Source organism: Mogibacterium kristiansenii (genome assembly GCF_029224645.1).
Lineage (GTDB): Bacteria > Bacillota > Clostridia > Peptostreptococcales > Anaerovoracaceae > Mogibacterium_A > Mogibacterium_A kristiansenii.
Window position 1 is genome coordinate 62,722 of the sequence record NZ_JAQXUZ010000002.1, and the last position, 25,403, is coordinate 88,124.

The following is a 25,403-nucleotide window of genomic DNA, read 5'->3' on the forward strand; positions in this document are numbered from 1 at the left end:
CTCTACACAATCAGTTCAATTGCACTCTGAAGGGTGTGAATCTCCACATGATCTGCGCCCTCCTCATATTCTCCGTCCAACGTCCAGTGAGTACCCGGCTCAATGTCCACCTCGATGTCTCGTGCACTGAAGAATTGGATGTTCGGTGCATCCAACGAGCCGTCCAGCAGCGCCCGCACCATTTCATTCAATTCGATGAGCGACGCCGGTGATTCAATCAGAAGCACCTCCATCATTCCATCGTTCATATCCACATCGAAAGTATCCAGTTTCAGCAGACCTCCCACTGAAGTAGAGTTACAAATCGCCCCGAATATATAATCCCCCTCGTGAATCTCCTCATTTGGCGTCCCATGATCCGTAACGATTTTTGCGTGGATTTTCTTGATGTTCACGATATCCCGAATGCCCTGAAGCACGTAAGCCGTATGGCCCATGATGTTCTTCAGGTTCTGGGGAACGCTGTATGACGTGCTGGTGAATGCACCAAAAGAAGCCACGTAAGAAAAGTATCTTCCGTTAAAAGAACCCACATCGAAGGTCTGAGGTTTTCCGGTGAGAACCACTTCTGCCGCGTCCATGATGCTCTTCGGCAGACCCACGCTGGATGCGAAGTCATTGGTACTTCCCGATGGAATGTATCCGATTCGCACCGGGGTTTCCGCCGTAATCACTCCGTCAATCACTTCATTCAAGGTACCGTCTCCGCCGGAAACTACGATGGTCTCCACCTCCGACGCATACTGAATGGCAAACTCTCTCGCATCCCCGCTTGCCTGGGTCATCAGCACCGAAGTATAAAAACCGGCATCAGAATACATCTGTAACATTCCCGCTAAATACCGGAATGCCTGCATAGTTCCGGATTTCGGATTCATAATAAACAGAATCCGATCCCGCTTCTTCTCTAAATCACTCATCTAAGAATCCCCTGTCTCTTCTTTCAATATTTTGTTTCATCTCCGTGTAAAGCTCATCCGCTTTCGCATCGATGATCTGTTTTCTTCGAATCTCCTGCTGTTTCTTTTCGATTTCCTTTTCGAAACCGTCCACATACCGCTTGCTCATTTTCACCGCAACGGAATCCAGTTCCGGGTAAAGCAAATCATCCGGCCGCACGAAAAAGTTCTCATAGCTCTGACTGGATCCTTTGAGCTGTGCCTTCAGATATCCTCTCATCTTCGTCAGCGTCAGCCGATCCCGTTTCATCACTTCATCCCAGGCTTTGTTGAACATCATTCCGATGCAAAGCACCCAGGAAATCAGATAAAACCACAGCATCAACGCCACGATGTTGGCGAAGGTTCCGTACAGGATGTTGTAGTGGGCAATCTTATCGCTGTAGACAGAATATACCGCTGTCACAATCATGATGCCGATCCAGGCAAACAGCGCGCCGGGAAGCAGACAGCGAATCGGAACTTTAATTCGCGGTAGCAAATAATAATTCATGAGAATCATCAAGAAGAAAAGTCCCGCCGCAATTGGCAAACGCAATGCCACCAAATATTCGGCAAACCGGCTGTGGCGGAAGATCGTTTGAATAATATTCTCACCGTATACGTAGATTACCAGCGAAAAGGCGATGGCCGCAATCGAAATAATCGCCGTCGGAATCGCTTTCATTCGCTCCGTCCAGAATTCAAACCGGTAGGTACCGTTGGTCAGCACATGACTCTCCAGCCGCCCCAGCGAAAACTCCAGGCTGGATGCAGACCAGAGGGCGACAATCACCATGACCGTATTGGTGAACTGCACCGACGTGGCACTGAACAAATCCATCACCAGGCTGTTCACATTGGAGCTCACATGGGTCTCCAGCCACACCTTAATGAAATCCAGCGATACGTCGAACAGACCCAGCACCTGGGACAACACGATCAGCGTCGGCATACTCGCCATGAAAAAGAAGTATGCAATCTGCGCCGCAAATCCGGTGTAATACGGGTCATCGAACTGCCGCCATACATGGAATGTGATATTCAAAAGATTCTTTTTGGTTAATCTCTCTTTAGCATGAACATTTTTCACGAATCATATCCTCAAGTTTCTCCAGCGCTCGAGCTCGATGGCTGATCCGGTTTTTCTCTTCCGGTGCCATTTCCGCAAAAGAACGATTCTCTCCTTCCGGGAGGAATAACGGGTCGTACCCGAATCCCTCCGTTCCGTGAATCTCTGTCAGAATCGTCCCTCTGCATTCCCCCCGAGCCACCAGCTTTCTCCCATCCGGGAAAAGCATGGTGATAACGGACACGAAAGCCGCTCCCCGTTTCTCCTCCGGAACACCTTCCAGTTCCTTCAGAAGCTTTCGATTGTTGTCTTCGAAAGTGCAGTTCTCCCCCGCAAAACGGGCGGAATAAACTCCGGGAGCACCCTCCAGCGCATCCACTTCCAACCCGCTGTCATCCGCAATGGTGATAGTATGGGCCTCATCCAGGATTGCCTGTGCCTTGAGAAGAGAGTTTTCTTCGAAAGTCGTTCCGGTCTCTTCCACCTCAAACTCCGGAATTCCCGCATCGTCCCGGGAAATGGTTTCCATGCCGAACTTTTCCAGGATTGCCTGAATCTCTTTCAATTTTCCTTTGTTTCTGGATGCCAGAATTACTTTTTCCATAATCTTCCCTCCTATTACGATACCTGAACTATTCCTCCAGTCCCAGCTCCTGCTCGGCCACCTTCAGCATAATCGCGCATTCGATTCTTTTACGGTGGAGTTCACACCCCAGTTCATATACTTTATCGATATCCCCGTTGGAATGATAGTTGTTGGCCGAACATCCGCCGGCACAGTACCGCTTCGCAAAGCAGTCCCGACATTTATCCCGGGTATATACGTTATTTCCCTTCAGAAACATTTCAACGATTTCCGGATGGGTGACACCTTCGTATACGTTGCCCATGAGCATCTCGTCGTTGCCTACGAACTGGTGGCACGGATACAGGTCGCCCGTCGGCGTTACCGCCTGATATTCCGTTCCTACTCCGCAGCCAGCCACTCTCTTGTAGATGCACGGACCGCCGGTGAGGTCGATGGTGTAATGGTAGAAGTTGAAGCCTTCACCCTTCTTTTTCCGCTCCAGCATGCCTTCTGCCAGCTCTTCGTACTGCTCGCAGAGGAACGGCACATCCTCTTCGTGGAGCGCGTAGTCCACGTCCGGAGCGCTGACGACCGGCTCGATGCTGGTTTCCTTGAAGCCCATGTCCGCCATGTGAAGCACGTCCTTCGCAAAATCCTTGTTGTAAGCGGTATAAGTTCCCCGCATGTAGTAATTCTGCTGGTTCCGGGCATCCGCCAGGCGCTTGAACTTCTCGATAATTTTATCATAAGTTCCTTCCCCGGATTGTGTATGTCTCATGAAATCATGGACTTCCTTCCGGCCGTCCAGGCTCAGAACCACGTTTCCCATCTCCTTGTTGCAGAAATCGATGACTTCATCATCGATCAGCAATCCGTTTGTGGTGAGGGTAAAATTAAATTTCTTGTCGTATTTCTTTTCCAGCTCGCGACCGTACGCCACCAGCTCTTTACAGACATCCCAGTTCAGCAGCGGTTCTCCGCCAAAAAAATCCACTTCCAGATTCTTCCGGCTTCCGGACTGCTCTACCAGATAATCCAGCGCCTGCTTTCCCACTTCCAGTGGCATGATTCCCGCTTTTCCGCTGTAATCGCCCTTTCCGGCAAAGCAGTAGCGGCAATCCATGTTGCAGCCGTGGGCCACGTGCAGGCAAATGGCCTTCAGCACCGATTGCTTTCTCTTAATCTTTGACGCCGCCTCTTCGAAAATATCCTCGGAGAAGAGGGTTCCCTCCTTCTGAAGCTCTTCCAGGTCATCCATCACATCCCGAATGTCCTGCTCCGTCAAATTTTCCGAAGCGTATTTCGGCAGGATTTCCTTGCAGATTTCATCAAAATCCGCATTTTCGTACATGCCGATGATGTCGTACGCCACGTCGTCCACCGAATGAACGGATCCGCTGTTGGCATCGATTACAATGTTGTATCCACCTAATTTGTACTGATGTACCATGTTCTTAATTCACTCCAATTCTATGAGTCTGCAAATAGACGAAAGCGACCTGTCAGGAGACAGACCGCCCTAAATGTCAGCAAAAAGCGCTGCAAACCGCAGCGCTTCACAATTAATTTTCCTTGCACTGTTCGCAATGCTGATTTGCTACGCTGCAAGAAGTCTTACTTGCAGACTGGCAAGAAGTCTGGCATTCGCCACAACCACCGGTAACAGATGATTTCTCTAAGTTTCTTGTGGAAATTGTCTTGATTCTTTTCATTGTCTTTTCCTCCTATAGTTTCATTTCAGAATAACAAAACATCGACGTTTTGTCAAATTTTTTTCATTCCGTCAGGTCCTCCTGAGCGGAATTACTGTCATCTTTTCGTATCTGGTAATGGAACACCGCTTCCGATTTCATGTTCCGGTTCACCACGCGAATCCGGTCAATGACATCGTCTTTTCCGGCGTTCACCGGTATTTCCATCGTCTCGCCGGTGGAGATATCGGTGACTTCTTCATCTCCGTTCTCCGGCGGAAGATCCCACTCCCGGGTCTCCGGATTGTAGGATCGATGAAGGAACCGCACCCGGCCCCGGGTTACATGAATTCGGTAGATGACATCTCCTTCTACGCTCGGGAGCAGGCATTCGCTCTGCTTCAGGCTGAGCGCACCGCGGAGATTCACCGTGCTCTCCACGTTCCGGTAAATCATTCCCCGATACTCTTCTTTCATATTTCGAGCCCGTTCCTGCACCACCAGCACGTTGCATCCGGCATGTCGGATAATATAGGAAGCGGTCATGCCGATAGTATTGCTGTGGTTCACCTTCGTGGATTTCATGATGACAATCATGCTGGCGCCGATTTCCTGAGCACACTCCACGATTCGCTGCCCCGGTTTTCCGATGGCGGTTTTTCGAACGACGGAATATCGCTCCAGATTCTTTGCGATGATTTCCAGCTGGGAATCCAGCTCATCCTGAATCTGTTGGATGGCCTCCTTATCCGTAATCATCATCAGGTTCTCGTGCACCATCATCAGCACGATTTCGAAAGCCTTCGGAGAGAAGGTGGTCTTAATGTGCTCCAGTGCAATCAGGCTCTTTGGCGATCCATCGATTGGAACAAGAATCCTATTCATGTTCTGCCTCCTAATTCTTTCCTATTTCACAAACCCGTTCAGCGCGGTGATGAGTTCCTGCAGAATCATGTACCACAGCAGGTACTCGTTATCCAAGCTGCAGATTACATCGTTTTCGATTAATCCGGTGGATTCAAAGCGAATTCGCGGTGAGGATGCCATCACCGCTTTTCGCTCTCCGTTCAGGGTCAGAATATAATTCATACCGATATTGCCCCGGCGAACCGCCCGGAAGGATTCCAGGCGGAATCGACCGTCGGGGCCATCCAAATAGAACGCATCGTTGTTCGACGACTTATCGTAATATACGGTACCGTACTTTTCTCCGGAGATTCGCACTTCGAATCCATCGGTCCGTTTCTTCTTATCTCCCGTCACCGTTGCCACTTCATTTCCGTCCATATCGTAGATGATAATGGACAGCGGTTCGAACACCACGGAGGTGCGGGCGTAGCAGTTCTCGTCCATATCCCGAACGGTGGTATCCGTACTGTTGTAATGGTACAGCGTGTACATGTCCATGGACTCCGGCATTTCACCGGATCCGGAAATCTGAGCTTTCAGCAGTTCGGCCAAATCGTCCAGCAGCACGGCAGTCATCACCTTGTCGCCTGCAAAAGCCGAATACCGCTTCGGCGTAACCGCCAGATTCTCCGTATCCAGAAGCTGATCGAAACGCCACTGCTCCGATTCCGGCACAGCCAGATGATCCGTATCGGTTCCGGATACCAAACAGATTTCCTTTTCGTCGGCGGTTATCAAAATGTAATCCTTGAACAGGGCCGGTCCGAAAACAATGCATTTTTCGTTATTTTCTTTTTTTGACCCCATCCAACAAGTCCCCAGAGGTGTCTCCAAAGATCCCAGGCGCTTGCAGATTTCTTCCAAGGTCCAGCCGGCCGTGTTCTGCACCTTCTTTTCGTACAGGTTTCGATGATTAAAGTCTCCGCCTCCGGTATTCATGTGGATAGCCAGTGCCGCCAGAATGGCCATTCCGCTGTATGTCCACTTTCCTACCGAGAAAAACAGGATGGCCAGCAGGATTACCAGTGCCGTAAATATTCTGATAAGTTTGTCTTTATTCATTCTAACTCCGATATCTTACTTTTCTTCTTCTTCTTCTGCGTGAGCCTGCTTCAGCAGCTCCTCTTTCCTGCTCATGATGTGACTGTACTCTCTCAGTGCCACCATGGCATTGACTGCCTGCTCCATGGTGGAGAAGGCCGGAATTCCGTGATCTCTCAGCTTCATGATTGCTTCACGGCACTCGTTTCCGCCCTGGCACTCCATGATGAACGGTTTGCCCAGCGTCTTGTATTGTTTGTGAATTTCGATGACCGTATCCGTAATCGCTTCCACGTCGGTAACAGCGGTCGGGCATACGGAAATCACGATTCCGTCCACATTTTCATCCCGATATGCGGTACGCAGTGCGCCGCCGTACATCTCGGATGTTGCAGTACCGCTGATGTCTACCGGATTCAGCGGAGAGCCGAAGGACGGCATGTATTTCCGGATGGCGCTGCGCAGGTTCTGAGAGATTTCTTTCAGTTCCTTCAGAGGCATTCCCAGTCGTTCAAAGTGATCGCAGGCCAGCAGTCCGGCTCCGCCGCCGTTGGTAATCATTACTACGTTGTCTCCGCGAAGCGGTGGGCACATTCCCAGCGCCAGAGAGGTGTCCAGGAATTCCTGCCAGGTTTCTTCTCTCATTACGCCGGATTCCTGAAACAGCTGATCGTATTCCGCATTGTTATGTCCGGTATTGTCGGAAGCGGTGTGGGCAAATGCTGCTTTTACACCGATTTTCGATGAGCCTACCTTGATAACGGTGATCGGCTTCTCGCACTCCAGGCATGCTTTCTTGAATGCTTCCGGGCTGTCCAGAGCTTCGATGTATACGGCGATGCACTTGGTGTGCTCTTCCTGCTCTGCATACTTAATGACTTCACTGAAGTCCACGTCTGCCTTGTTGCCCAGGCCGACGAACATACTGATGCCGAAGTGATCCAGCTGGGAAGAACCCAGTGCCGCCAGAAGGTTGGAACCGGACTGAGAAATCAGGGCAACCGGTCCCTTGTTCGGCAGATACGGTACGAAACCGCAGTTATAGTTGTGATACGGAGTTCCGATACCTACCAGGTTCGGTCCGATCAGAGGCAATCCATTCTCTCTGCAATACTCGGTAATCTCGTTCTGCAGGTTCTTATTTCCGATTTCTCCGAATCCGGAGGAAGAAACCACGGCGATTTTTACCTTCTTCTCCACACACTGTTCCAGAGCTTCGAAAACACCCGTTGCCGGAAGGGAAACAAATGCCAAATCCACGTCATCCGGAACATCCAGGATGGATTTGTATGCCGGCAAGCCGGCAACTTCCGTCGCCTTCACGTTAATCGGATAAATAATTCCTTCATACCCGCATCGACGCAGGCCCTGAATGACCTTAAAGCCAACTTTTTTCTCATTCCGGCTCGCGCCGATTACCGCTACGGACTTCGGTTTGAATGCGTAATTGAGTCGATCAATTACATATTGTCTTGCCTCTTTGATTTCCATTTCCTATATCTCCTTTCAGAAACAAGTTACAATAATGTATTAAAGAGATGCCATATAAGTCATGGTGCGAATCAACTGACTCACATAACTCATCTCATTGTCATACAAGGAAACCACTCTAACCTCATAGATATTTGTACCGCACCGCTGCGCCAATGTCTGGGTCGCATCGAACAGAGAACCGTAACTCATGCCGATTACATCGGTGGACACAATTTCATCCTCATTATAGCCAAAAGATTCATTTTGTTCTGCCTTCATGGCCGCATTGATCCCTTCCACCGTCACGCTGTCCGTCGAATCCTTCAGTGTCGCATCCAGAATGGTGATGGAGCCGGTTGCTACCGGAACACGCTGTGCCGAACCGATTAGTTTTCCCGCCAGCTCCGGAATGACGTTTCCGATGGCCTGCGCCGCACCGGTCGTCGTCGGTACGATGTTGATTGCCGCCGCACGGGATCTCCGGAATTTGTCCCCTTTGTCCGGTGCATCCAGAATTTTTTGATTGCCGGTATACGCGTGAATCGTGGTCATGAAACCGGTTCTCACCTCACGGTAATCGTTCAATGCTTTTGCCATCGGCGCCAGGCAGTTGGTGGTGCAGGATGCACCGGAAACGATTCGGTCCTCTGCCGTCAGGGTTTCGTGATTGACCCCGTAGACAATGGTCTTCATATCATTTCCCGCAGGGGCAGAAATCAGCACCTTCCCTGCGCCGGCATCCAGATGTGCCTGAGCTTTTGCCTTCGATGTGTAGAAGCCGGTGCACTCCAGCACCAAATCGATATTCAGCTCCTTCCACGGAAGGTTCGAAGCATCCGGCTCCTTGTAAATCGTGATTTCGCTGCCGTCCACAACCAGGCTGTTCTCCGTGCTGTCCACCTGATGTCCCAAATACGCCCCCTGTACACTATCGTATTTGAGCAGGTACGCCAGCATCGACGGAGATGCCAAATCGTTAATCGCTACAACTTCAAAGTTCTCCAGTTCCATAGCTTTACGGAAAGCCAGTCGGCCGATTCGGCCAAATCCATTAATTGCTAATCGAATCATAGTGTCATCCCTTTTTAATGTAAACTATCCAAGCAATATGAATCAAATATTAAATTTTCTTATTCAAACGGGAAGGTAATGTCAATTCCGAATTCGTCCCGAACTTCGATGAATTCCTTCTGAACCGCTTCGCTCATCGGAACACCCTTGTCCGCACGGTATTCCTTCATAATCCATTCCTTCTCGCCCGCCGTATAGATGCGATCCTCGCCCGGTGCCTTCTGAGAATTTCTCAGTGCCCGAAGGATATCTCCGCAGGTCTTCTCAAAGGCTTCCCGACCCATGAATGCTTCCGGATCGATTACCACGAAGAAGTGTCCCAGATGATATGGCTTCAATCCGCCGTTTTCGTCATAGCAGGTCAGGCTCTTCAGGAAATTACCCTGTGCCAGCGCCGCCGACAGGATTTCAATGGCTGCTGCGTAGCTGTAGCCCTTATATCCGGCCATCTCCTCGCCGATGCCGCCCAAAGGTGCCAGTGCCGCATCTCCGGTGGTCAATGCCTTCAGAATGTAAGAAGTATCGGTCAGTGCGGAACCGTCTCTTCCGATAACCATGCCCGCCGGTGTATCCTTTCCGATGTGCTCGTAGTATTCCAGCTTGCCTCTCTGAGTGATGGAGGTTGCCGCATCGATCAGGAACGGATACTTCTCATCGCTGGGGAGACCGATGGTCAGCGGGTTGGTACCCATCATGTTCTCCACGCCGAACGTCGGTGCGATGGACGGACGCGCATTGGTACCGGTGATACCGATCATGCCCTGATCCGTCGCCATGGAAGCCCAATATCCGGCGATTCCGTAGTGAGAAGAATTGCGGACAGCCACGCAAGCGGTTCCGTACTTCTTCGCCTTCTCGATGGCCATATCCATAGCCTGCTTGCTGGCCACCATTCCCATTCCGTCATTGGCATCCAGCACGGCGGTGGTCGGAGATTCTCTCAGAATATCAATCTTCGTCACCGGATTCAGAATTCCCTTCTTAATGCGGTCCACATAAATCGGCTTGAATCGATTCACTCCGTGGCTCTCAATTCCCCGGCGATCGCTCTCCATCAGGACATCGGCACAGATTTTCGCATCCTCTTCCGGCACGCCCAGCTTCATGAAAGCCTGCGTCATAAAAGAACCTGCCATGTCCCAAGACATATACGGTCTTGTCTCAGTTATCATACATTCCTCCTTTTATTCTCTCGTCCATCCCGGATAATCTCCCCGGTCCGTGACTATTTGATATCCAATATATTTCATCCGATTCTCCAGGCAGGCGTGACATTCCGCTGCCTCCTCCCCGGTACAAATCTTTCCGTCGTACAGAAGGTACTTTCCCCGCACCTCCTTCGGCGAAAGGCTGGGCATGATGACATTCGCTCCGGCTTCCACGCCCAGCTCGCGCCCCCTTGGGTCAATGGTTCCAAGCGCCGTGGTGGCGGGTAAAAGCACGTTCGGAAACATCAGACGAAGTATGCTCAAGCAGTACAATGTCATCTCCAGGGTTCCGTCCGGACAATCCCGAAACGGCGTGTCCTGATGATGGATGAACGGCCCGATACCGATCATGTGCGGCTTCAGCTCCGCCAGATACAGAAAATCCTGCGCCAGATGTTCCACCGTCTGTCCCGGCGCGCCCACCATGAATCCGGCTCCCACCTGGAACCCGATATCCTTCAAGTCCCGCAAGCACCGCATCCGGTTGGCCAGCGTCAATTCTTTCGGATGGAGCTTCTCGTACAACGCCTCCGATGCCGTCTCATGACGAAGCAGATATCGCTCCGCTCCAGCCCGGTAGAACGCTTCGTAGCTTTCCCGGCTCCGTTCCCCCACCGAGAGGGTGATGGCGCAGTCCGGAAATTCCATCCGAATGCTCTTCACGATATCGCAAATCGTCTCAGCGCTGAACCCCATATCCTCGCCGCTCTGAAGCACGAACGTCCGGAAACCGAACCCGTATCCGGCTCTGCAGCAAGCCAGAATTTCTTCCTTCGTCAGACGATACCGATCCGCCTTGGCATTGCTTCGGCGAATCCCGCAATACAAGCAATCGTTCCGACAATAATTTGAGAATTCAATCAATCCCCGCACGTAAATCCGATTGCCGAACACCTTCTGCGCCTCTTCCTGTGCCAGCTTTCTCATGAACTCCGTATCCTCCGGGTTCCGCTGTTCCAGAAGTTCCACATATTCCGTCGCCGACAAAATGTGATTCTCGTGCAATTTATCTATCAATGGCTGTAGTTTTCCCATATTTCTACCTCTACCGCTTCATTTTATCATACATGCATTCCATCTCCAATACATGGTATGAAAAATTGAACATTCGAGACAAATCGTTTATATTTTTTATGAAATATCACAACAGGTCCGGGCGCTTCCGCAATCCGAACCTGTTTTTTTATAGTCTATGAATGAGATATTTCGTAAAAATACTATACGATTTCGCCGGCATTGGCGCGCGCCTGTTCTTCCGGCGTCATCTTTGCAACGGTGATTCCGAAGAATGCCATTACGAAGCATACGAGTGGCATCATGTAGTTGAACACTGCCCATGGCAGATACTGTGCGGTGGTTACACCCAGCGTGGTGGCAATGAACATTCCGCAGGTGTTCCACGGAACGAGACAGGATGTAACCGTTCCGGCAGATTCCAGTGCGTTGGACAATGTCTTCGGGTGCAGGCCTTCCTTCCGGTATGCCGGTGCATACATTCTGCCCGGAACCAGGATGGAGATGTACTGTTCCGGCATCACGATATTGGACAGGAAGCAGGTGAGTTCCGTTACGCCCACCAGACCCGCTGCACTGTGAATTCTCTTGATAATCGCTTCGATTACTACCGCCAGCTGTCCGGTGCCTTCCATGATTCCTCCAAACATCATGGCGATGACGGTCATCAGAATGGAAGAAGCCATGTTCATCAGGCCTCCGGTGGTCAGCAGGCTGTTCAGCGCATCCACTTCCGTCTTGCAGAAGAAGCCGTTTCTGCCAACACTCAGAATATCACCAAAGGTAACGCCGGTATGCAGGTATTCCAGCGAATCACTGAAAATCTTCAGATTTCCCTGGAAAATCGGTGCCATCACCGCTGCGGAAAGCAGTCCTAACGTGATTCCCGGAATGGCCGGAATCTTCAATGCAATGGCCAGAATTACCACCAGCGGCGGCAGAAGCAATATCGGATTGATGTTGAAATTGTTTTTAAGTCCTTCCATCAGAATCTGTGCCTGGGAAGTATCAGCGGTTCCACCGGATGCAAATCGGAATCCGATAAATCCGAAGAATACCAGTGCGATTGCATAGGTGAATAGAGTGGAGCGAAGCATGAACTTCACGTGAGTGAACACGTCCGTTCCGGCCATTGCCGGTGCCAAGTTCGTGGTATCGGACAGCGGCGACATCTTATCGCCGAAATACGCTCCGGCCAGAATCGCTCCGGCAGTCGGTCCCACCGGCATTCCCAGCCCGTGACCGATTCCCATCAGTGCAAGACCCATGGTTCCCATGGTTCCCCAGGAAGTACCCGTTGCCAGAGAGGTGATGGAACAAATCAGCACCGCCGCAATCAGGAAGATGGACGGGCGGAGCAATGTCAGACCGTAATAAATCATGGTCGGAATGGTTCCGGACAACAGCCATACACCAATCATCATTCCAACGATTGCCAGAATTAAGATGGACTGCATGGCTTTGGAAATTCCATCCACCATCATATGTTCGATTTCACTCCAGCTAAATCCCAAGGAGAGGGATACAATTGCCGTAATAATCACTCCAATAAACATCGGAATATGGGGATCTACGCCAAATTTCACAATACCTACAGACATCACAATAACGAGTCCTAGGAATGAGATAATTGCATGGTAAAGTTTCACCGGTTTTTTCTCCCGTTCAGCAGTAAATATATTCATATAATCGTTCCTCCGTTCTACGGATTGCCAGCCAGCTTCGTTTTTCTCAACTGCCAACATACACTAAAACTAATATTGCTATTATTATAACACACTGTTTCTTTTTATTATATAGATTTATTTGTAAATTTTGTGAGATTTTCTATTGCGTTTTTTTTTAAGAAAACATATAATAAGTTGAGAGTTTAACAAGCTAGTACTCTGGGGTAAACAAAAGGATGAGGACCTATGAAGACAATAGCAGACAACATTAAGGCATTAAGGAAGAATTATTCCTTAACACAAGGACAGCTCGGGGAAATTGCTGGTGTAACGGATAAGGCAGTCTCAACCTGGGAAAATGGTGTAGCCGTTCCACGGATGGCCGTAGCAAGAAGAATTTCGGAACATTTTGGTATCAGTCTTTCTGAAATTTTGGAAGAAAGCGATGAAGCAGCAAAATACGATGTTGATCCGAAGGCACTGGCCCTTGCAAAGACAATTGAGCAGAACCCGTCACTCAAGCAAGCGTTGCATGCATTGCAGAAACGACCGGAAACCATTCCGGTTGTTCAGAAAATCGGCATGCTCACTTCCGACGAAATCGTAATGCTGAACCAGCTTCTCAGCCGGTTCTACAGCGTACGCACAAAGAAGTAAACATTTCCGGTGGTAGGATTGTGAAATAGAAAAAGCAACTCGTTTTAGCGAGTTGCTTTTTTGCTTTTTGCGGCGCCGGCACACAGCACCTATTCCGCAAGTTCTCGAATGTGGGCCCGGGTCTCCCGCTTGTAGGCCTCCACGCCCGGCTGGTCGAAAGGACACACCTCCGCCAGCAGCGCCGACACGGCGCACTGCACTTCGAAGAAATACATCAGCATTCCCACGTGGTACGCATCCTGACTCGGCATGGAGATCTCGATGACCGGAATCCCCGCCTTCACGTGGGCATCGAAGACGCCCCGCTCCGCGCATTTATTGATCTGGTTCAGGGTTTTGCCCACCAGGTAATCCAGTGCCGTTTCCGGAATCGGGTAATCCATGGCCGCGCCGGTTCCCTCTTCTGAGAGGGTGAACAGCGTTTCGAAGAAGCAAGGGTGACCCTGCTGCAGGAACTGGCCCATGGAATGGAGGTCCCGGCTGAATATTAAAGTATACGGAAGTATTCCTTTTCCTTCTTTTCCTTCACTTTCCCCGAAGAGCTGTTTCAGCCACTCCCCGAAGTAATTGAAATAGGGATCGAAAGACTCAAAGACTTCCACGTTCCGTCCCCGGGCGTACAGTTCCTGCCGGGCAATGGCATAGTCCAGAGCATCTCCCTCAAAAGCCTCTGCCTTCGCCAGCGCCTTTCCGCCGTTCAGGAATTCCCGAATGGAAATCCCCGCCACCGCAATCGGCAACAGCCCTACCGGCGAGAACACGGAATACCGTCCGCCGATGTTTTTCTCCAGGCTGAAGCAAGAAATGCCTTCTTCTTCCGCCTTGTTCCGGAGATAGTTGGACTCCTCCCCGGTAATCACGTAGATGCGGGAAACGGCTTCCGACCCGTACCGTTCCTTCATCCATTTTTCAAATATGCTGTACGCGGTCAGGGTTTCCATAGTGGTGCCGGATTTGGATATCACGCAAAGGGACACATCCCGGTCGCCTACCCGCCGCATAATCTCCATCACGTAGCGAGCGCTGAAATTGTATCCTGCGAAAATCACTTCCATGCCGGAATCCGGAGACTGCAGCAGATCGATTACTGCTTTTGCCCCCATAAAGGATCCGCCAGCCCCCAGAACCAGAAAAACCTCGCTGTTTCCGCGAATGCCATCCGCCGTCTCTTCCAGCCGGCGAATCTCTTCTTCGCTGCACCGTGCCGGGTAATCCACCCAACCGGTGTACTCCATTTCCCCAGACCACAGCGCCCGAAGTTTTTCTGCTGCCGCATCTCTTCCGTTCTTAATTGCTTCTTCGTCGACTCCCGAATAATTCAGGTTCACGCGAATATCCATCCATTTATCCTTTCCGGTTAATTCTCTCGTTTCAGCATTTCCATTATGCCGTCTTCAATGCATCGGAGATTGGCCTCCGCCTTCTCCATGGAATCCCCCTGTGCCATCACATAGATTTTAATTTTCGGTTCCGTTCCGGATGGCCGAACCGCCAGGTTGCAGCGGTCCGCCAGCTCGTAGTAGAGCACGTTGGACGGTTCCATTCCGGTGGACACCCGTTCGCCGGTAGCCCGGTCCAGAATTTCCTGTTTTTCGTAATCCCGAATTCGAAGAACCGGAAGTCCGATTTCCGTCGGGACTTCTTCGCGGATTCGATCCATCCGGGCGCGCATCTTCTCGCCGGCATCAAATCCCTCGTACTGAACGGAAGTGGTATGTTCCCGATAGAACCCGTATTTTTCGTAGAGTGCCTGCAATGCCTGCACCAGATTCATATTCCGGTTTCGGTAGTAGCAAGCCATCTCCGCCACCAGCATGGAGGCCACCACCGCGTCCTTGTCCCGGGCATAGGTGCCCGCCAGGAAGCCGATGCTCTCCTCGAATCCAAAGATGAAATTGTATTCGCCGGTCTCCCGGAACTCCTTGATTTTCTCCCCGATAAATTTAAATCCGGTGAAAACCTCGTGAATGGAGACGTCGTTCATTTCGCAGATTCGGTTCGCCATCGGCGTGGTGACAATGCTTTTCACCGCCGCCGCATTCTCCGGCAGAATCCCCTTGGCTTTGCGGACCGTAATCAGGTAGTCCAGCAAGAGCACACCGATCTGGTTCCCGGTGAGTGCCTGATACTCCTCGCCGTTCCGAACCACCACGCCGCAGCGGTCCGCATCCGGATCCGTTCCGATGATCAGCTCCGAATCCTTCTCCTTCGCCAGAGCGATGGCCATCTTAAAGCCCTCCACATTCTCCGGGTTCGGCGACGCCACGGTGGGGAAGTTCCCGTCCACCACCATCTGCTCCGGCACCGGAATGATGTGCTTCATTCCGATTCGATGCAGTACCTCCGGCACCAGCCGATATCCGGCCCCGTGGAATGGGGTAAAAACAATTTCAAAATCATCCGGCGCCGCGGCCACGAACTCCCGGCCCACGGACTGAGCCAGCACCGCGCTCATGTATTTTTCGTCCATCTCCGCACCGATAATGGTGAGCAGCCCTCCGGAGGCCGCTTCCTCCAGGTCGATGAGCTGAATATCATCGAAAATATCGATGCGCGCCATCTCCTGAGACACCTTTTCGGCATGCTCCGGCGGCATCTGCGCCCCATCCGCCCAGTACGCCTTGTAACCATTGAATTCTTTGGTGTTGTGGCTGGCGGTAATGTTGATGCCCGCAATGGAATCGGTCTCCCGGATGGCAAAAGACAGCTCCGGTGTCGGTCTCAGATCCTCGAAAAGATTCACGTGAATTCCGTTGGCCATCAACACGGACGCCGCTTCGCAGGCGAAGGCCCTGGAATTGTTCCGGCAGTCGTGGGCGATGGTCACGCCGTCACCGATGCTCTCTCCGCAATTCCGAATGATGTTGGCGAATGCCTGAGTGGCATGGCGCACCGTGTACACGTTCATGCCGTTCAATCCGGCCTGCATCACGCCTCGCAGTCCCGCCGTACCGAACTCCAGCATGGAAGTGAACCGGCTCTCGATTTCCTCCGGATTCCCCTGGATTTCCCGTAATTCTTTTTTTGTGTCCTCATCCACCGCGTCGCTTTCCAGCCAGCGGTGATAATTGTCCAGATAATTCATTCGTTCCAGATCTCCTTACTCTGCCTGATCCGGGCAGTTCTAATAGTTCACAATGGTGGCGGTCAGGTTTTTTTCCGTCGCCACAATCAAGGCGCAGGAAGGTTTGCTCCCGCCCCGTGGATTCGTCAGGCTCCCGGGATTCAACAGGTGAATGCCCGCCACAGTCTCGTTCACCGGCACGTGGGTGTGGCCAAAACAAACACACCGGCAATTGTACTCTTCCGCCAGATAGCACAGGTTCTGAAGGTGCCACTTGACGTTCTCCGTGTGCCCGTGAGTCACCGCGATTCGGCCGGCAGGGGTTTCCAGTACCTGTACCTCCCGCGTCATCTGACCATCGCAGTTTCCATGGACGCAGGTTACCGGTAGACCCAGCCGTTCCCCCAGTTTCAGGGCATCCGTGTAGTGGTCCCCGCAGTGAATCAGGGCATCGATAGTCATCCCTTCACTCAGCCGCCGGTACATCTCCTCTGCCCGGTCAATCGCGGCGTGCGTATCGCTTACAACTAAAATATTCATCAATCCGTCCCATCCTTCGGAAACTCCGCCGCGCTAGATTCGGTGCGTCTCCAGATATTCCTCATAATCCATTTCTTCTCCGTCCAGCGCTGCGTACTCCAAGGTGTCGTCCAAAGCGTACTGCAGCTTTAGAGAAAAGAACTCTTCCCGTTCGCACAGGAGGCTCAGAAAAATCCGGTCTCCCGTCCATAGCTCCAGCGTTCCGATTTCGTCCATGGGAACCCATTCCAGCACCCCTTCGTCGCAGGGAATTCCCTCGCCGTCAAAAGCCGTCGCGGTGAACAGGTGCATGTATTCCGTCACTTCATCGCCGTAGCAGAAGGTCACCAGCCCCCGGAATCGGTACTCCCGCAAGGTGTACCCCGTTTCCTCCCGGGTCTCCCGGAGAATGCATTCCTCCGGACTCTCTCCTTTTTCGAAATGACCTCCCACGCCGATCCACTTGTCGTGGTTGATATCGTTCTTCTTCGTCACCCGGTGCAGCATCAGGTAGGATTCCCGTCCCCGGACCTCCTGCTGAATGTAGCACAGAGTGCTCATCGCCGTCTTCATGGGTTACTCTTCCGCCTCCTCCGACTCTTCAAGCACGTCGAAGAGGTTGTTCATCCGCTGTTTGGACAGTTCGTTTCCCACAAAAAGAATCACGTCGTTCTCATGAATTCGTTCGTACGGTCCCGGGGAAATCACGTAATCCGTGCTTCTTTTGATCGCTACGATTGTGGCCCCGGTCTGCTGCCAAATATTCAGCTCGCCGATGGATTTGCCCAGATACGCACAGTGCTCATCGATGCGGATATCGTACGGTACGAAAGAAGCGGTGGAATGGCTTCGCTTCGTCTGTCCCACCAGGGTTTTCAGCAGCTTGGACAGATGGTCCAGCTCCTCCTGCTGCCGGTTCACGCAATCCGATATCTCCCGTCGAATCTCCTGCATGGATACCGTATTCTTATACCGCTCCACGAAGAGGTGGGCCTTCTCCCGGGAAGCCACATAGGTTCCGCTTCCCTGACGAATGGTCACGATGCCCAGATCCACCAGAATATTCACCGCTTTCCGCGCCGTCTCCGGAGAGACGTTGTAGTTGCTGGCCAGGGTGGAGCGAGCGCTGATTTTCTCCCCGACGGTGTACCAGCCGTCCGCGATTTTCTGCGCCAGCTCCACAGCAATCTGCTGATATCTGGATTCATATATGTATTTTCGTTTTTTTCCGTTTGCGTCCACTTTGTTGTTCTTCACATCCATTACGGTCACCTCGTTTCTTCATCCCGACTAGCGGATATCCGGATATTCTTCAAACAGTTTCACCGGGTCTTCGCCCGCCCGGTAACGTTTCCGCAGGTCCGCCATATGCTTCATCACCATCAGTTTGCGGATGGTGCTTCCCCGGTAGCGCCGATCGGACACCAGCAGGGTGTTCTCCGTCATGGCCGTGGCAACGCCCATCTCCCGCAGCGTCAGGGCGAACTGATAATCTTCCATAATCGGGATCTCCGGGAACATGCCCGCTTCGTAGAACACCTCCCGCTTGATAAAGAGTCCCTGATCGCCGAAAATAATGCCTTTCGCCGCCCGCCGGTTGGAAATCACCCGGTTGGTCCACATGAAGAAGTTCCGGCTGCGGAAACGGATTCCGAAGCAGCCCGCGTCCACCTTCTCCATCACCGAAAGGATCTCTTCCACCGGATGTTCCGGCAGCTCCGCATCGATGTGCAAGAAGAACAGGATGTCCCCGTTGGCCGCCTCCGCACCGATATTCATCTGCATTCCCCGGCCCTTTGAACTTTCCAGGAAACGAATCTTTCCGCCGCTCTCGGCTTCCGCTTCCCGGAGCACCGCCCGGGTTCCGTCACTGCTGCCGCCGTCCACGAAGATGATCTCGCACCGGCCCTCCAGCCGCTCCAGATTCTTCACAAAAGGCTGCACCAGCGCCACCTCGTTGTACACGGGAACGATGACGGAAATGACATGGTGTTTTTTCAAGTACTCCCCGGAATGGCCTTTCGCACTTTCCCGGAACAGGAGCAAATCCTCGATGGTGTCGATATCCCACTTCTCCTCCAGAAGGCCGTAACCCTTCCAGCTTGGAATCATCTCCAGTGTATCCTGAAGCACTTCCGAATGGCTGTACTCGCCCAGGGAAAAAAGCGGCTTCATCATGCGCTCTTCTCCGGCCCGGGCTCCAATCAGCCAATATCCGCCGTCTTCCGTGGGTCCCAGCACGTAATCCTTCTCCCGAAGAATGGTGAAGGCACGGTTGAAATCCACTTTGTCCGCGTACGGGACATCCGTTCCGATGAGGATGCACCGCTCATATCCCACGGACATAGCCCGGCTCAGCGCATTGTACATCCGCTCCCCCAGACCGTCTCCTTCCTGTTCGAAGAACTGCGCCCCCGGGAACAGTTCTCGGAATGCCCCTTCGTTGGGTCCGCCACCGGTATATGCCACGAACACGTCTGCGATGGTGTCCGTCAAGGCCTCCGAAAGGTCCTGCAGGAACGCCATGTGCAGTCCGGCACACTCCTCCGGCTTCAAATAGGGCATCAATCTCGTTTTGGTTCTTCCCGCTTCCGGGATTCTGGTAAAAACAACTACTGCCTGATTCATACTAATCCGATTATCCTATTTCCTATCTGCTGTTCTTATCTCAAAAAAGATATAAAAAGTCATAATGTTTCATATTATTTTATCATAAACATTGCTTAATTTATATCGATTATTTGTTTTCTCGGTGACCGGCAAATTCATTTTTTGTATTTGCCACAGAATCGACACGTTGCCGAGTGCTATTATACCACAGTTTGCATTATTATTAATAGCATAATTTAATATTTTTTGTCAAAAACCGTTCGCTTTGTGCTATAATATATATACTTCGTGTGATATTTATAATATCCTTTGTGGTATTCTGAATATCATTTCTACTTATTTATGCAACACAAAGAACAGGAAAAAGACTATGAAAACATCACTCGTAATTATGGCGGCGGGTATCGGTTCTCGCTTCGGGGGCGGCATTAAACAGCTGGAACCGGTAGATACCAACGGCCACATCATTATGGATTATTCCATCCACGATGCCGTCGAAGCCGGCTTTAACAAAATTATTTTTATCATCCGAAAGGATATCGAAGCGGATTTCCGAGAAGTGATCGGAAACCGAATCGAAACCGTCTGCCGAAAGTGCGGCGTGGAAGTGCACTACGCCTTCCAGGATATCCGCGATATCCCGGGAGAGCTGCCGGAAGGCCGCACCAAACCTTGGGGCACCGGACAGGCGGTGCTGGCGGCCAAAGATCTGATTCGGGAACCTTTCATCGTGATCAATGCCGATGACTACTACGGCAAAGAGGGATTCCGCCGGATTCACGAGGCCCTCACCTCGGAGAACGGGGAGCACTGCATGGCGGGCTTCGTGCTGAAGAACACCCTGTCGGACAACGGGGGCGTCACCCGGGGCATCTGCCACATGAAGGATCACTATCTCACCCGGATCAAGGAAACCAAGAACATCCGAAAGACGCCGGAGGGCGCGGAAGCGGACGGCACCGCCATCGACATCGACTCTCCGGTCTCCATGAACATGTGGGGATTCCAGCCGGAGTACCTGCAGCAGCTGGAGCAGGGCTTCCGGGATTTCTTCCGCAAGGAAGTTCCCGAGAACCCGCTGAAATCCGAGTTCCTGATTCCCATCCACGTGGGCGATCTTCTGGAGGCGGACGGTATTACCGTCAAAGTTCTCCCCACCGACGACACGTGGTACGGCATGACCTATAAGGAAGACGTGCCGGAAGTCCGGAAGAGCTTCGCCAAGCTGATCCAAGGCGGAATCTATACGGAAGAGTTGTTCGACGATTTGGTGTAAAATATTTTTATGATTGATATATGAAAGGAATCGATATGAAGAAATTATCCATGGACAAGCTCATTTCCACCGTTCAGGCCCGGCGGGAGGCTTTGGGGATGACGAAGAAGGATCTGGCGGAGAAGTGCGGCATGAACCGAACCATGATCAGCCATATGGAGAACCACAACTACGTGCCTTCCATCAAGCAGCTGCAGAATCTGGCGGAGGCGCTGGAGTTCGACCCGACGGATGTTTTTGCGGAGGAGCATGGGGCTCATGTAAAAGCAGACCGGAAGTACAAGATTGCCGTTGCGGGCACGGGTTACGTGGGGCTCAGCATAGCCACCCTGCTGGCGCAGCACAATCCGGTCACCTGCGTGGACATTTTGGAGGAACGGGTGGACAAAATCAACCGCCGGGAATCCACCATTCAGGACGATTACATCGAGGATTACCTGGCCCACAAAGACCTGGATATCACCGCTACCCTGGACGGAGAGGAGGCGTACCGAAACGCGGAATACGTCATCATCGCCACCCCGACCAACTACGACAGCAAGAAGAATTTCTTCGACTGCTCCGCCGTGGAAGCGGTCATCGAGCTGGTTCTGAAGGTGAACCCGGATGCCACGATGATCATCAAGTCCACCATTCCGGTGGGATTCACCGCCTCCGTTCGGGAGAAGTACCACACCAAAAACATCATTTTCAGCCCGGAGTTCCTGCGAGAATCCAAGGCGCTGTACGACAATCTGTACCCTTCCCGCATCATCGTTTCCTGCGATGAGGACAGCAAGGAGAAGGCCCGGACCTTTGCCACCCTCCTGCAGCAGGGCGCCATTAAGGAGAACATCGATACCCTGTTCATGGGCTTTACGGAGGCAGAGGCGGTAAAACTCTTCGCCAACACCTACCTGGCCCTGCGGGTTTCCTACTTCAACGAACTGGACACCTACGCGGAGATGAAGGGCCTGAGCACTCAGGAAATCATCAAGGGTGTGTGCCTCGATCCCCGCATCGGCGACCACTACAACAACCCGTCCTTCGGCTACGGCGGCTACTGCCTGCCAAAGGACACCAAGCAGCTGCTGGCCAACTACGCGGATGTGCCCCAGGAAATGATGACGGCCATCGTGGAATCCAACCGGACCCGGAAGGATTTCATCGCGGACCAGGTGCTGGAGATGGCGGGTGCATACGGTGCGAACAGCGAATACGATGCGGAACACGATGCAGAGAAGAACGTCACCATCGGTGTGTACCGCCTGACCATGAAGAGCAACTCGGATAACTTCCGGCAGTCTTCCATTCAGGGCGTTATGAAGCGAATCAAGGCCAAGGGCGCCAACGTGATTATCTACGAGCCAACCCTGGAAGACGGAACCACTTTCTACGGAAGCAAGGTGGTGAACAACCTGAAACGGTTCAAAAACAAGTCCCACGCCATCATCGCCAACCGGTACGATGAATGCCTGGACGATGTCGTGGAGAAGGTATATACTCGAGATATTTTCCAGAGAGACTAAGGGGGGCGAACATGCAGAATATCGATCTTACCGGAAAAACAATTCTCGTGACCGGTTCCGCCGGTTTCATCGGTTCGAACCTGGTGCTGGAGCTGCTGAAGTCCGAGTCGGAAGCCACCATCATCGGGCTGGATAACGTAAACGATTATTACGATGTAAGCATCAAGGAGTGGCGACTTTCGGAAATTGAAAAAGCCGCTGCCGAGAGCAGCTGTTCCTATCATTTTATCAAGGGAGATCTGGCGGACCGCGCTGTAATCGATTGCCTCTTTGCGGATTACAAGCCGACGGTCGTTGTAAACCTCGCAGCGCAGGCGGGCGTAAGATATTCCATCACCAATCCGGATGCATACATTCAGAGTAACTTGATTGGTTTCTATAATATTCTGGAAGCCTGCCGGCATGCCGAACCGGCGGTGGAACATCTGGTATACGCCTCCTCTTCTTCGGTATACGGCTCCAACAAAAAAGTGCCGTACAGCACCGAAGACAAGGTGGACAACCCGGTTTCCCTCTACGCGGCTACAAAGAAGAGCAATGAACTGCTGGCCCATGCCTACAGCAAGCTGTATAATATTCCGTCTACCGGTCTCCGGTTCTTCACCGTATACGGACCGGCCGGACGACCGGACATGGCGTATTTTGGTTTTACCAATAAGCTGCGGAAGGGCGAAACCATTCAGATTTTCAACTACGGAAACTGCAAGCGGGACTTCACTTTCGTGGACGATATCGTGGAAGGCGTGAAGCGCGTGATGAAGGGTGCGCCGGAGAAAGCAGTCGGTGAGGACGGGCTTCCGATTCCGCCATATGCCGTATACAACATCGGAAACAGCAATCCGGAAAACCTGTTGGATTTCGTGACCATCCTTCAGGAGGAACTGATTCGCGCAGAGGTTCTTCCGGCCGACTATGATTTCGAGGCTCATAAAAAGCTGGTGCCGATGCAGCCGGGAGATGTTCCGGTGACCTATGCGGACACCGGTGCGCTGGAACGGGACTACGGCTTCAAGCCGAACACCGGCCTGAGAGACGGACTGAGAAAGTTCGCCGAGTGGTATAAAGAATTCTATAAGGTATAAAATAACGAAACGCCCCGAGGGTTCGTCCGACGACGGATCCCGGGGCGTTTCGCGTAGGTGCAGCTTTTTCAAAGGAGTTTTGAGGGCAATGAAGTATTGCAGTTATTCCAACGCTAACCCAATCAATCGATCTGTCTGGTCGGCCATGAACAGCGGAATGTTCAGCACATCATCATCCAATTTGAGATTATTAAGAGAGAACCGGATGCGAAGTTTTACTTTGTCCGGGAACAACTCTTTAAATTTCTTCAGGCTCTTGCTGGATGTGTTGGCTTCCGATTTGACCTCAACAGGGAAAATATCATTTTCCCGTTGAATGAGGAAATCCACTTCATACGGCGGATTACTTTGGCTCCAGTACCGAGGAACTACCTCAAACTGTGTGATTAAGGTTTGAAGCACAAAGTTCTCGGTCAATGCCCCCTTAAATTCAGTGAATAGACGGTTTCCCTCCCCGAAAGCAGTCGGTGCCAACTGTGCAAGACGGCGAAGAAGACCGACATCTACCAAGTAGATCTTAAAGGCAGACAAGTCATCATAAGCTGACACCGGAAGACCGGGCGCTGAGCTGCGGTAAATCTTATGCACCAAGCGGGCATCTACCAACCACTGCAGAGCGTCTTCGTATTCACGGGCCCTGGCTCCTTCTTTGACAACCCTGTAAATGAACTTCTTGTTCTCCCTTGCCAGCTGAGAGGGAATGGATTTCCAGATCATCGAAATCTTTGGGAACTCGTTGATGTTGGGATGTTTTGCAAAATCACGTTCATAGGCTCCGATGATACCGGCCAATGCCTCCTGCATGGCAGCAACATCTCGCGCTTCTGTCCACATCTTAACAGATTCCGGCATTCCTCCGGTGACATAGTACATCTTTAATTTCTCATACAGCGGATTGAAGAATGCATCGGGGATTGGTTCAAGGGTATCTACCGTTTCCAGATACTTAACCAAATTCTCATCCCCGTTCGCCAATAAGAACTCTGTAAAGGTCATCGGATCAATCTGCATGAAGTTAACCTTTCCCACCGGGAAAGAAGATGGCTTTGCCAGAGCAATACCCAGCAATGAACCCGCGCAAGCAATATGATACTGCGGTGCATTCTCGCAGAAATACTTCATGGAGTTGATAACCTTAGGGCAGTCCTGCACCTCATCGAAGATGATGAGGGTCTTTTCCGGCACAAGCTTCTGCCCGCTGGCCAGCATTAGGTTCTGCAAGATGCGATCAACATCTTTAGTGGTCTCGAAGAATTGTTTGTATTCTTCATTTTCATCAAAGTTAAAATAGGCGGTATTTTCATAATACCGCTTGCCGAATTCCTTCAAAACCCAAGTTTTTCCCACCTGCCGGACACCTTTCAAGATTAAAGGTTTGCGGTAGGGAGAGTTCTTCCAGTCCAGCAGTTTTTTTATAATCAATCGTTCCATAGATGCGCCTCTTCACACTTTTATTGGTAATTTCGTGTTATAAATCACACTTTTATTATATTTAAAAGGCTGAAAAATGCAATACAAATCACAAAAGTATGCATATATCAATGAAAGAAGTCTGTAGAGCCCGCAGTCCCTCATATACACTTTATGAATAATCCGTGCCCAAATGAGCCACCTGTCCGGTGCGAGTAAGCCACAATTCCGTTTTACTATGAGCCATAATTCCGGTCACAATGAGCCACTTATTTTATAATAGAATTATGCACAATTATTGTGTAAATATATTATACAGGAGGTCACCATTATGACCAAATACCGTGAAATCCTAAGATTATCAAGCTTGGGATTTAGTAACCGGAACATAGCATTGAGTGTTCCGTGTTCAAGAAATACCGTAGCAAAGGTCTTAAAACGAGCGCAAGAATTAGATATCTCTTCCGCCTGGATAACAGCAGCGCTTCGGAATGAGCAGTTCTTTTCCCTTGCCGAATTAAATCGTGCAATCAGAGAAAAACTGGAACAATTCAATCGAAAGCTTTTTCAAAAGAAAGAGGGCAGCCGGTTGGACTTATTCCTTGAAGATGAAAAGCCATTGCTT

The 25,403-nt window shown here is 51.3% G+C and carries 23 protein-coding genes and 1 pseudogene; 5 read left to right on the forward strand and 19 right to left on the reverse strand.

The genetic code is table 11. From position 1 onward, the window contains the following. Nucleotides 1-2: 2 nt before the first annotated feature. The 12 genes from PUE40_RS01145 to nhaC form a co-directional block, all read right to left on the reverse strand. The gene (locus PUE40_RS01145) at nucleotides 3-920 is read right to left on the reverse strand and encodes a diacylglycerol/lipid kinase family protein (protein WP_154554292.1); all 918 of its coding nucleotides are present in this window, start codon (nucleotides 918-920) and stop codon (nucleotides 3-5) included. Continuing rightward, nucleotides 913-1,986 (reverse strand): YihY/virulence factor BrkB family protein, encoded by a 1,074-nt coding sequence (locus PUE40_RS01150; RefSeq protein WP_277671638.1) that lies wholly within the window; start codon nucleotides 1,984-1,986, stop codon nucleotides 913-915. Before PUE40_RS01150 ends, PUE40_RS01145 begins: the two co-directional genes overlap by 8 nt. Before the next feature lie 25 nt (nucleotides 1,987-2,011). Continuing rightward, complete coding sequence (locus PUE40_RS01155; RefSeq protein WP_154554290.1) at nucleotides 2,012-2,614, reverse strand: XTP/dITP diphosphatase; 603 nt, start codon at nucleotides 2,612-2,614, stop codon at nucleotides 2,012-2,014. A 28-nt stretch (nucleotides 2,615-2,642) separates the two neighbouring features. Beyond that, on the reverse strand, nucleotides 2,643-4,028 hold the full coding sequence (gene scfB / locus PUE40_RS01160; protein WP_154554289.1) for a thioether cross-link-forming SCIFF peptide maturase: 1,386 nt from the start codon (nucleotides 4,026-4,028) through the stop codon (nucleotides 2,643-2,645). 112 nt (nucleotides 4,029-4,140) lie between these two features. Further along, entirely contained in the window at nucleotides 4,141-4,290 is a 150-nt protein-coding gene (gene scfA / locus PUE40_RS01165; RefSeq protein WP_154554288.1) for a six-cysteine ranthipeptide SCIFF, read from the reverse strand. A 63-nt stretch (nucleotides 4,291-4,353) separates the two neighbouring features. Further along, nucleotides 4,354-5,154, reverse strand: coding sequence for a universal stress protein (locus PUE40_RS01170; protein ID WP_277671639.1), 801 nt, complete (start codon nucleotides 5,152-5,154; stop codon nucleotides 4,354-4,356). 21 nt (nucleotides 5,155-5,175) lie between these two features. Then, nucleotides 5,176-6,240 (reverse strand): LURP-one-related/scramblase family protein, encoded by a 1,065-nt coding sequence (locus PUE40_RS01175; RefSeq protein WP_277671640.1) that lies wholly within the window; start codon nucleotides 6,238-6,240, stop codon nucleotides 5,176-5,178. Between the two features lie 15 nt (nucleotides 6,241-6,255). After that, nucleotides 6,256-7,710: an acetate--CoA ligase family protein gene (locus PUE40_RS01180; RefSeq protein ID WP_277671641.1), complete on the reverse strand. Its 1,455-nt coding sequence runs from the start codon at nucleotides 7,708-7,710 to the stop codon at nucleotides 6,256-6,258. A 39-nt stretch (nucleotides 7,711-7,749) separates the two neighbouring features. Then, nucleotides 7,750-8,763 (reverse strand): type I glyceraldehyde-3-phosphate dehydrogenase, encoded by a 1,014-nt coding sequence (gene gap, locus PUE40_RS01185; RefSeq protein ID WP_277671642.1) that lies wholly within the window; start codon nucleotides 8,761-8,763, stop codon nucleotides 7,750-7,752. 59 nt (nucleotides 8,764-8,822) lie between these two features. Next, nucleotides 8,823-9,935, reverse strand: a complete 1,113-nt coding sequence (locus tag PUE40_RS01190) for an Ldh family oxidoreductase (RefSeq protein ID WP_154554283.1) — start codon at nucleotides 9,933-9,935, stop codon at nucleotides 8,823-8,825. Between the two features lie 12 nt (nucleotides 9,936-9,947). Further along, nucleotides 9,948-10,988, reverse strand: coding sequence for a [FeFe] hydrogenase H-cluster radical SAM maturase HydE (gene hydE / locus PUE40_RS01195; protein ID WP_330681510.1), 1,041 nt, complete (start codon nucleotides 10,986-10,988; stop codon nucleotides 9,948-9,950). Between the two features lie 200 nt (nucleotides 10,989-11,188). Continuing rightward, a complete protein-coding gene (gene nhaC, locus PUE40_RS01200; protein WP_330681512.1) occupies nucleotides 11,189-12,730 on the reverse strand; it encodes a Na+/H+ antiporter NhaC in 1,542 nt (513 codons plus the stop codon). Between the two features lie 168 nt (nucleotides 12,731-12,898). Between nhaC and PUE40_RS01205 the strand changes: the two genes are divergently transcribed. Beyond that, nucleotides 12,899-13,309, forward strand: a complete 411-nt coding sequence (locus tag PUE40_RS01205; RefSeq protein ID WP_154554280.1) for a helix-turn-helix transcriptional regulator — start codon at nucleotides 12,899-12,901, stop codon at nucleotides 13,307-13,309. An 89-nt stretch (nucleotides 13,310-13,398) separates the two neighbouring features. Here PUE40_RS01205 and PUE40_RS01210 read toward each other — a convergent pair whose 3' ends face one another. The 6 genes from PUE40_RS01210 to PUE40_RS01235 are packed head-to-tail and all read right to left on the reverse strand — an operon-like array spanning nucleotide 13,399 to nucleotide 19,520. Next, nucleotides 13,399-14,649, reverse strand: coding sequence for a glucose-6-phosphate isomerase (locus PUE40_RS01210; protein WP_154554279.1), 1,251 nt, complete (start codon nucleotides 14,647-14,649; stop codon nucleotides 13,399-13,401). A 17-nt stretch (nucleotides 14,650-14,666) separates the two neighbouring features. After that, nucleotides 14,667-16,394 carry a phospho-sugar mutase gene (locus PUE40_RS01215; protein ID WP_277671644.1) on the reverse strand — a complete coding sequence of 576 codons (1,728 nt, stop codon included), beginning with the start codon at nucleotides 16,392-16,394 and terminating at the stop codon, nucleotides 14,667-14,669. Between the two features lie 39 nt (nucleotides 16,395-16,433). After that, nucleotides 16,434-16,913, reverse strand: a complete 480-nt coding sequence (locus PUE40_RS01220; protein ID WP_277671645.1) for a metallophosphoesterase — start codon at nucleotides 16,911-16,913, stop codon at nucleotides 16,434-16,436. Between the two features lie 33 nt (nucleotides 16,914-16,946). Then, nucleotides 16,947-17,465 carry an NUDIX hydrolase gene (locus tag PUE40_RS01225; RefSeq protein ID WP_154554276.1) on the reverse strand — a complete coding sequence of 173 codons (519 nt, stop codon included), beginning with the start codon at nucleotides 17,463-17,465 and terminating at the stop codon, nucleotides 16,947-16,949. 3 nt (nucleotides 17,466-17,468) lie between these two features. Continuing rightward, entirely contained in the window at nucleotides 17,469-18,155 is a 687-nt protein-coding gene (locus PUE40_RS01230) for a GntR family transcriptional regulator (protein WP_154554275.1), read from the reverse strand. 27 nt (nucleotides 18,156-18,182) lie between these two features. Beyond that, entirely contained in the window at nucleotides 18,183-19,520 is a 1,338-nt protein-coding gene (locus PUE40_RS01235) for a TIGR04283 family arsenosugar biosynthesis glycosyltransferase (RefSeq protein WP_154554274.1), read from the reverse strand. 352 nt (nucleotides 19,521-19,872) lie between these two features. Here PUE40_RS01235 and PUE40_RS01240 point away from each other — a divergent pair, with 352 nt between their 5' ends. The 3 genes from PUE40_RS01240 to PUE40_RS01250 are packed head-to-tail and all read left to right on the forward strand — an operon-like array spanning nucleotide 19,873 to nucleotide 23,368. Beyond that, entirely contained in the window at nucleotides 19,873-20,778 is a 906-nt protein-coding gene (locus PUE40_RS01240) for a nucleotidyltransferase family protein (RefSeq protein WP_277671646.1), read from the forward strand. 35 nt (nucleotides 20,779-20,813) lie between these two features. Next, nucleotides 20,814-22,286, forward strand: a complete 1,473-nt coding sequence (locus tag PUE40_RS01245) for a nucleotide sugar dehydrogenase (RefSeq protein WP_277671647.1) — start codon at nucleotides 20,814-20,816, stop codon at nucleotides 22,284-22,286. A gap of 11 nt (nucleotides 22,287-22,297) precedes the next feature. Then, the gene (locus PUE40_RS01250) at nucleotides 22,298-23,368 is read left to right on the forward strand and encodes an NAD-dependent epimerase/dehydratase family protein (RefSeq protein ID WP_277671648.1); all 1,071 of its coding nucleotides are present in this window, start codon (nucleotides 22,298-22,300) and stop codon (nucleotides 23,366-23,368) included. Between the two features lie 102 nt (nucleotides 23,369-23,470). Here the strand turns inward: PUE40_RS01250 and PUE40_RS01255 are convergent, their stop codons facing one another. Next, nucleotides 23,471-24,799: an ATP-binding protein gene (locus PUE40_RS01255; RefSeq protein WP_277671649.1), complete on the reverse strand. Its 1,329-nt coding sequence runs from the start codon at nucleotides 24,797-24,799 to the stop codon at nucleotides 23,471-23,473. 310 nt (nucleotides 24,800-25,109) lie between these two features. On the opposite strand from PUE40_RS01255, the pseudogene PUE40_RS08280 reads away from it, so the two are divergent. Then, nucleotides 25,110-25,403: pseudogene (locus PUE40_RS08280) on the forward strand (hypothetical protein); the annotation flags it as partial.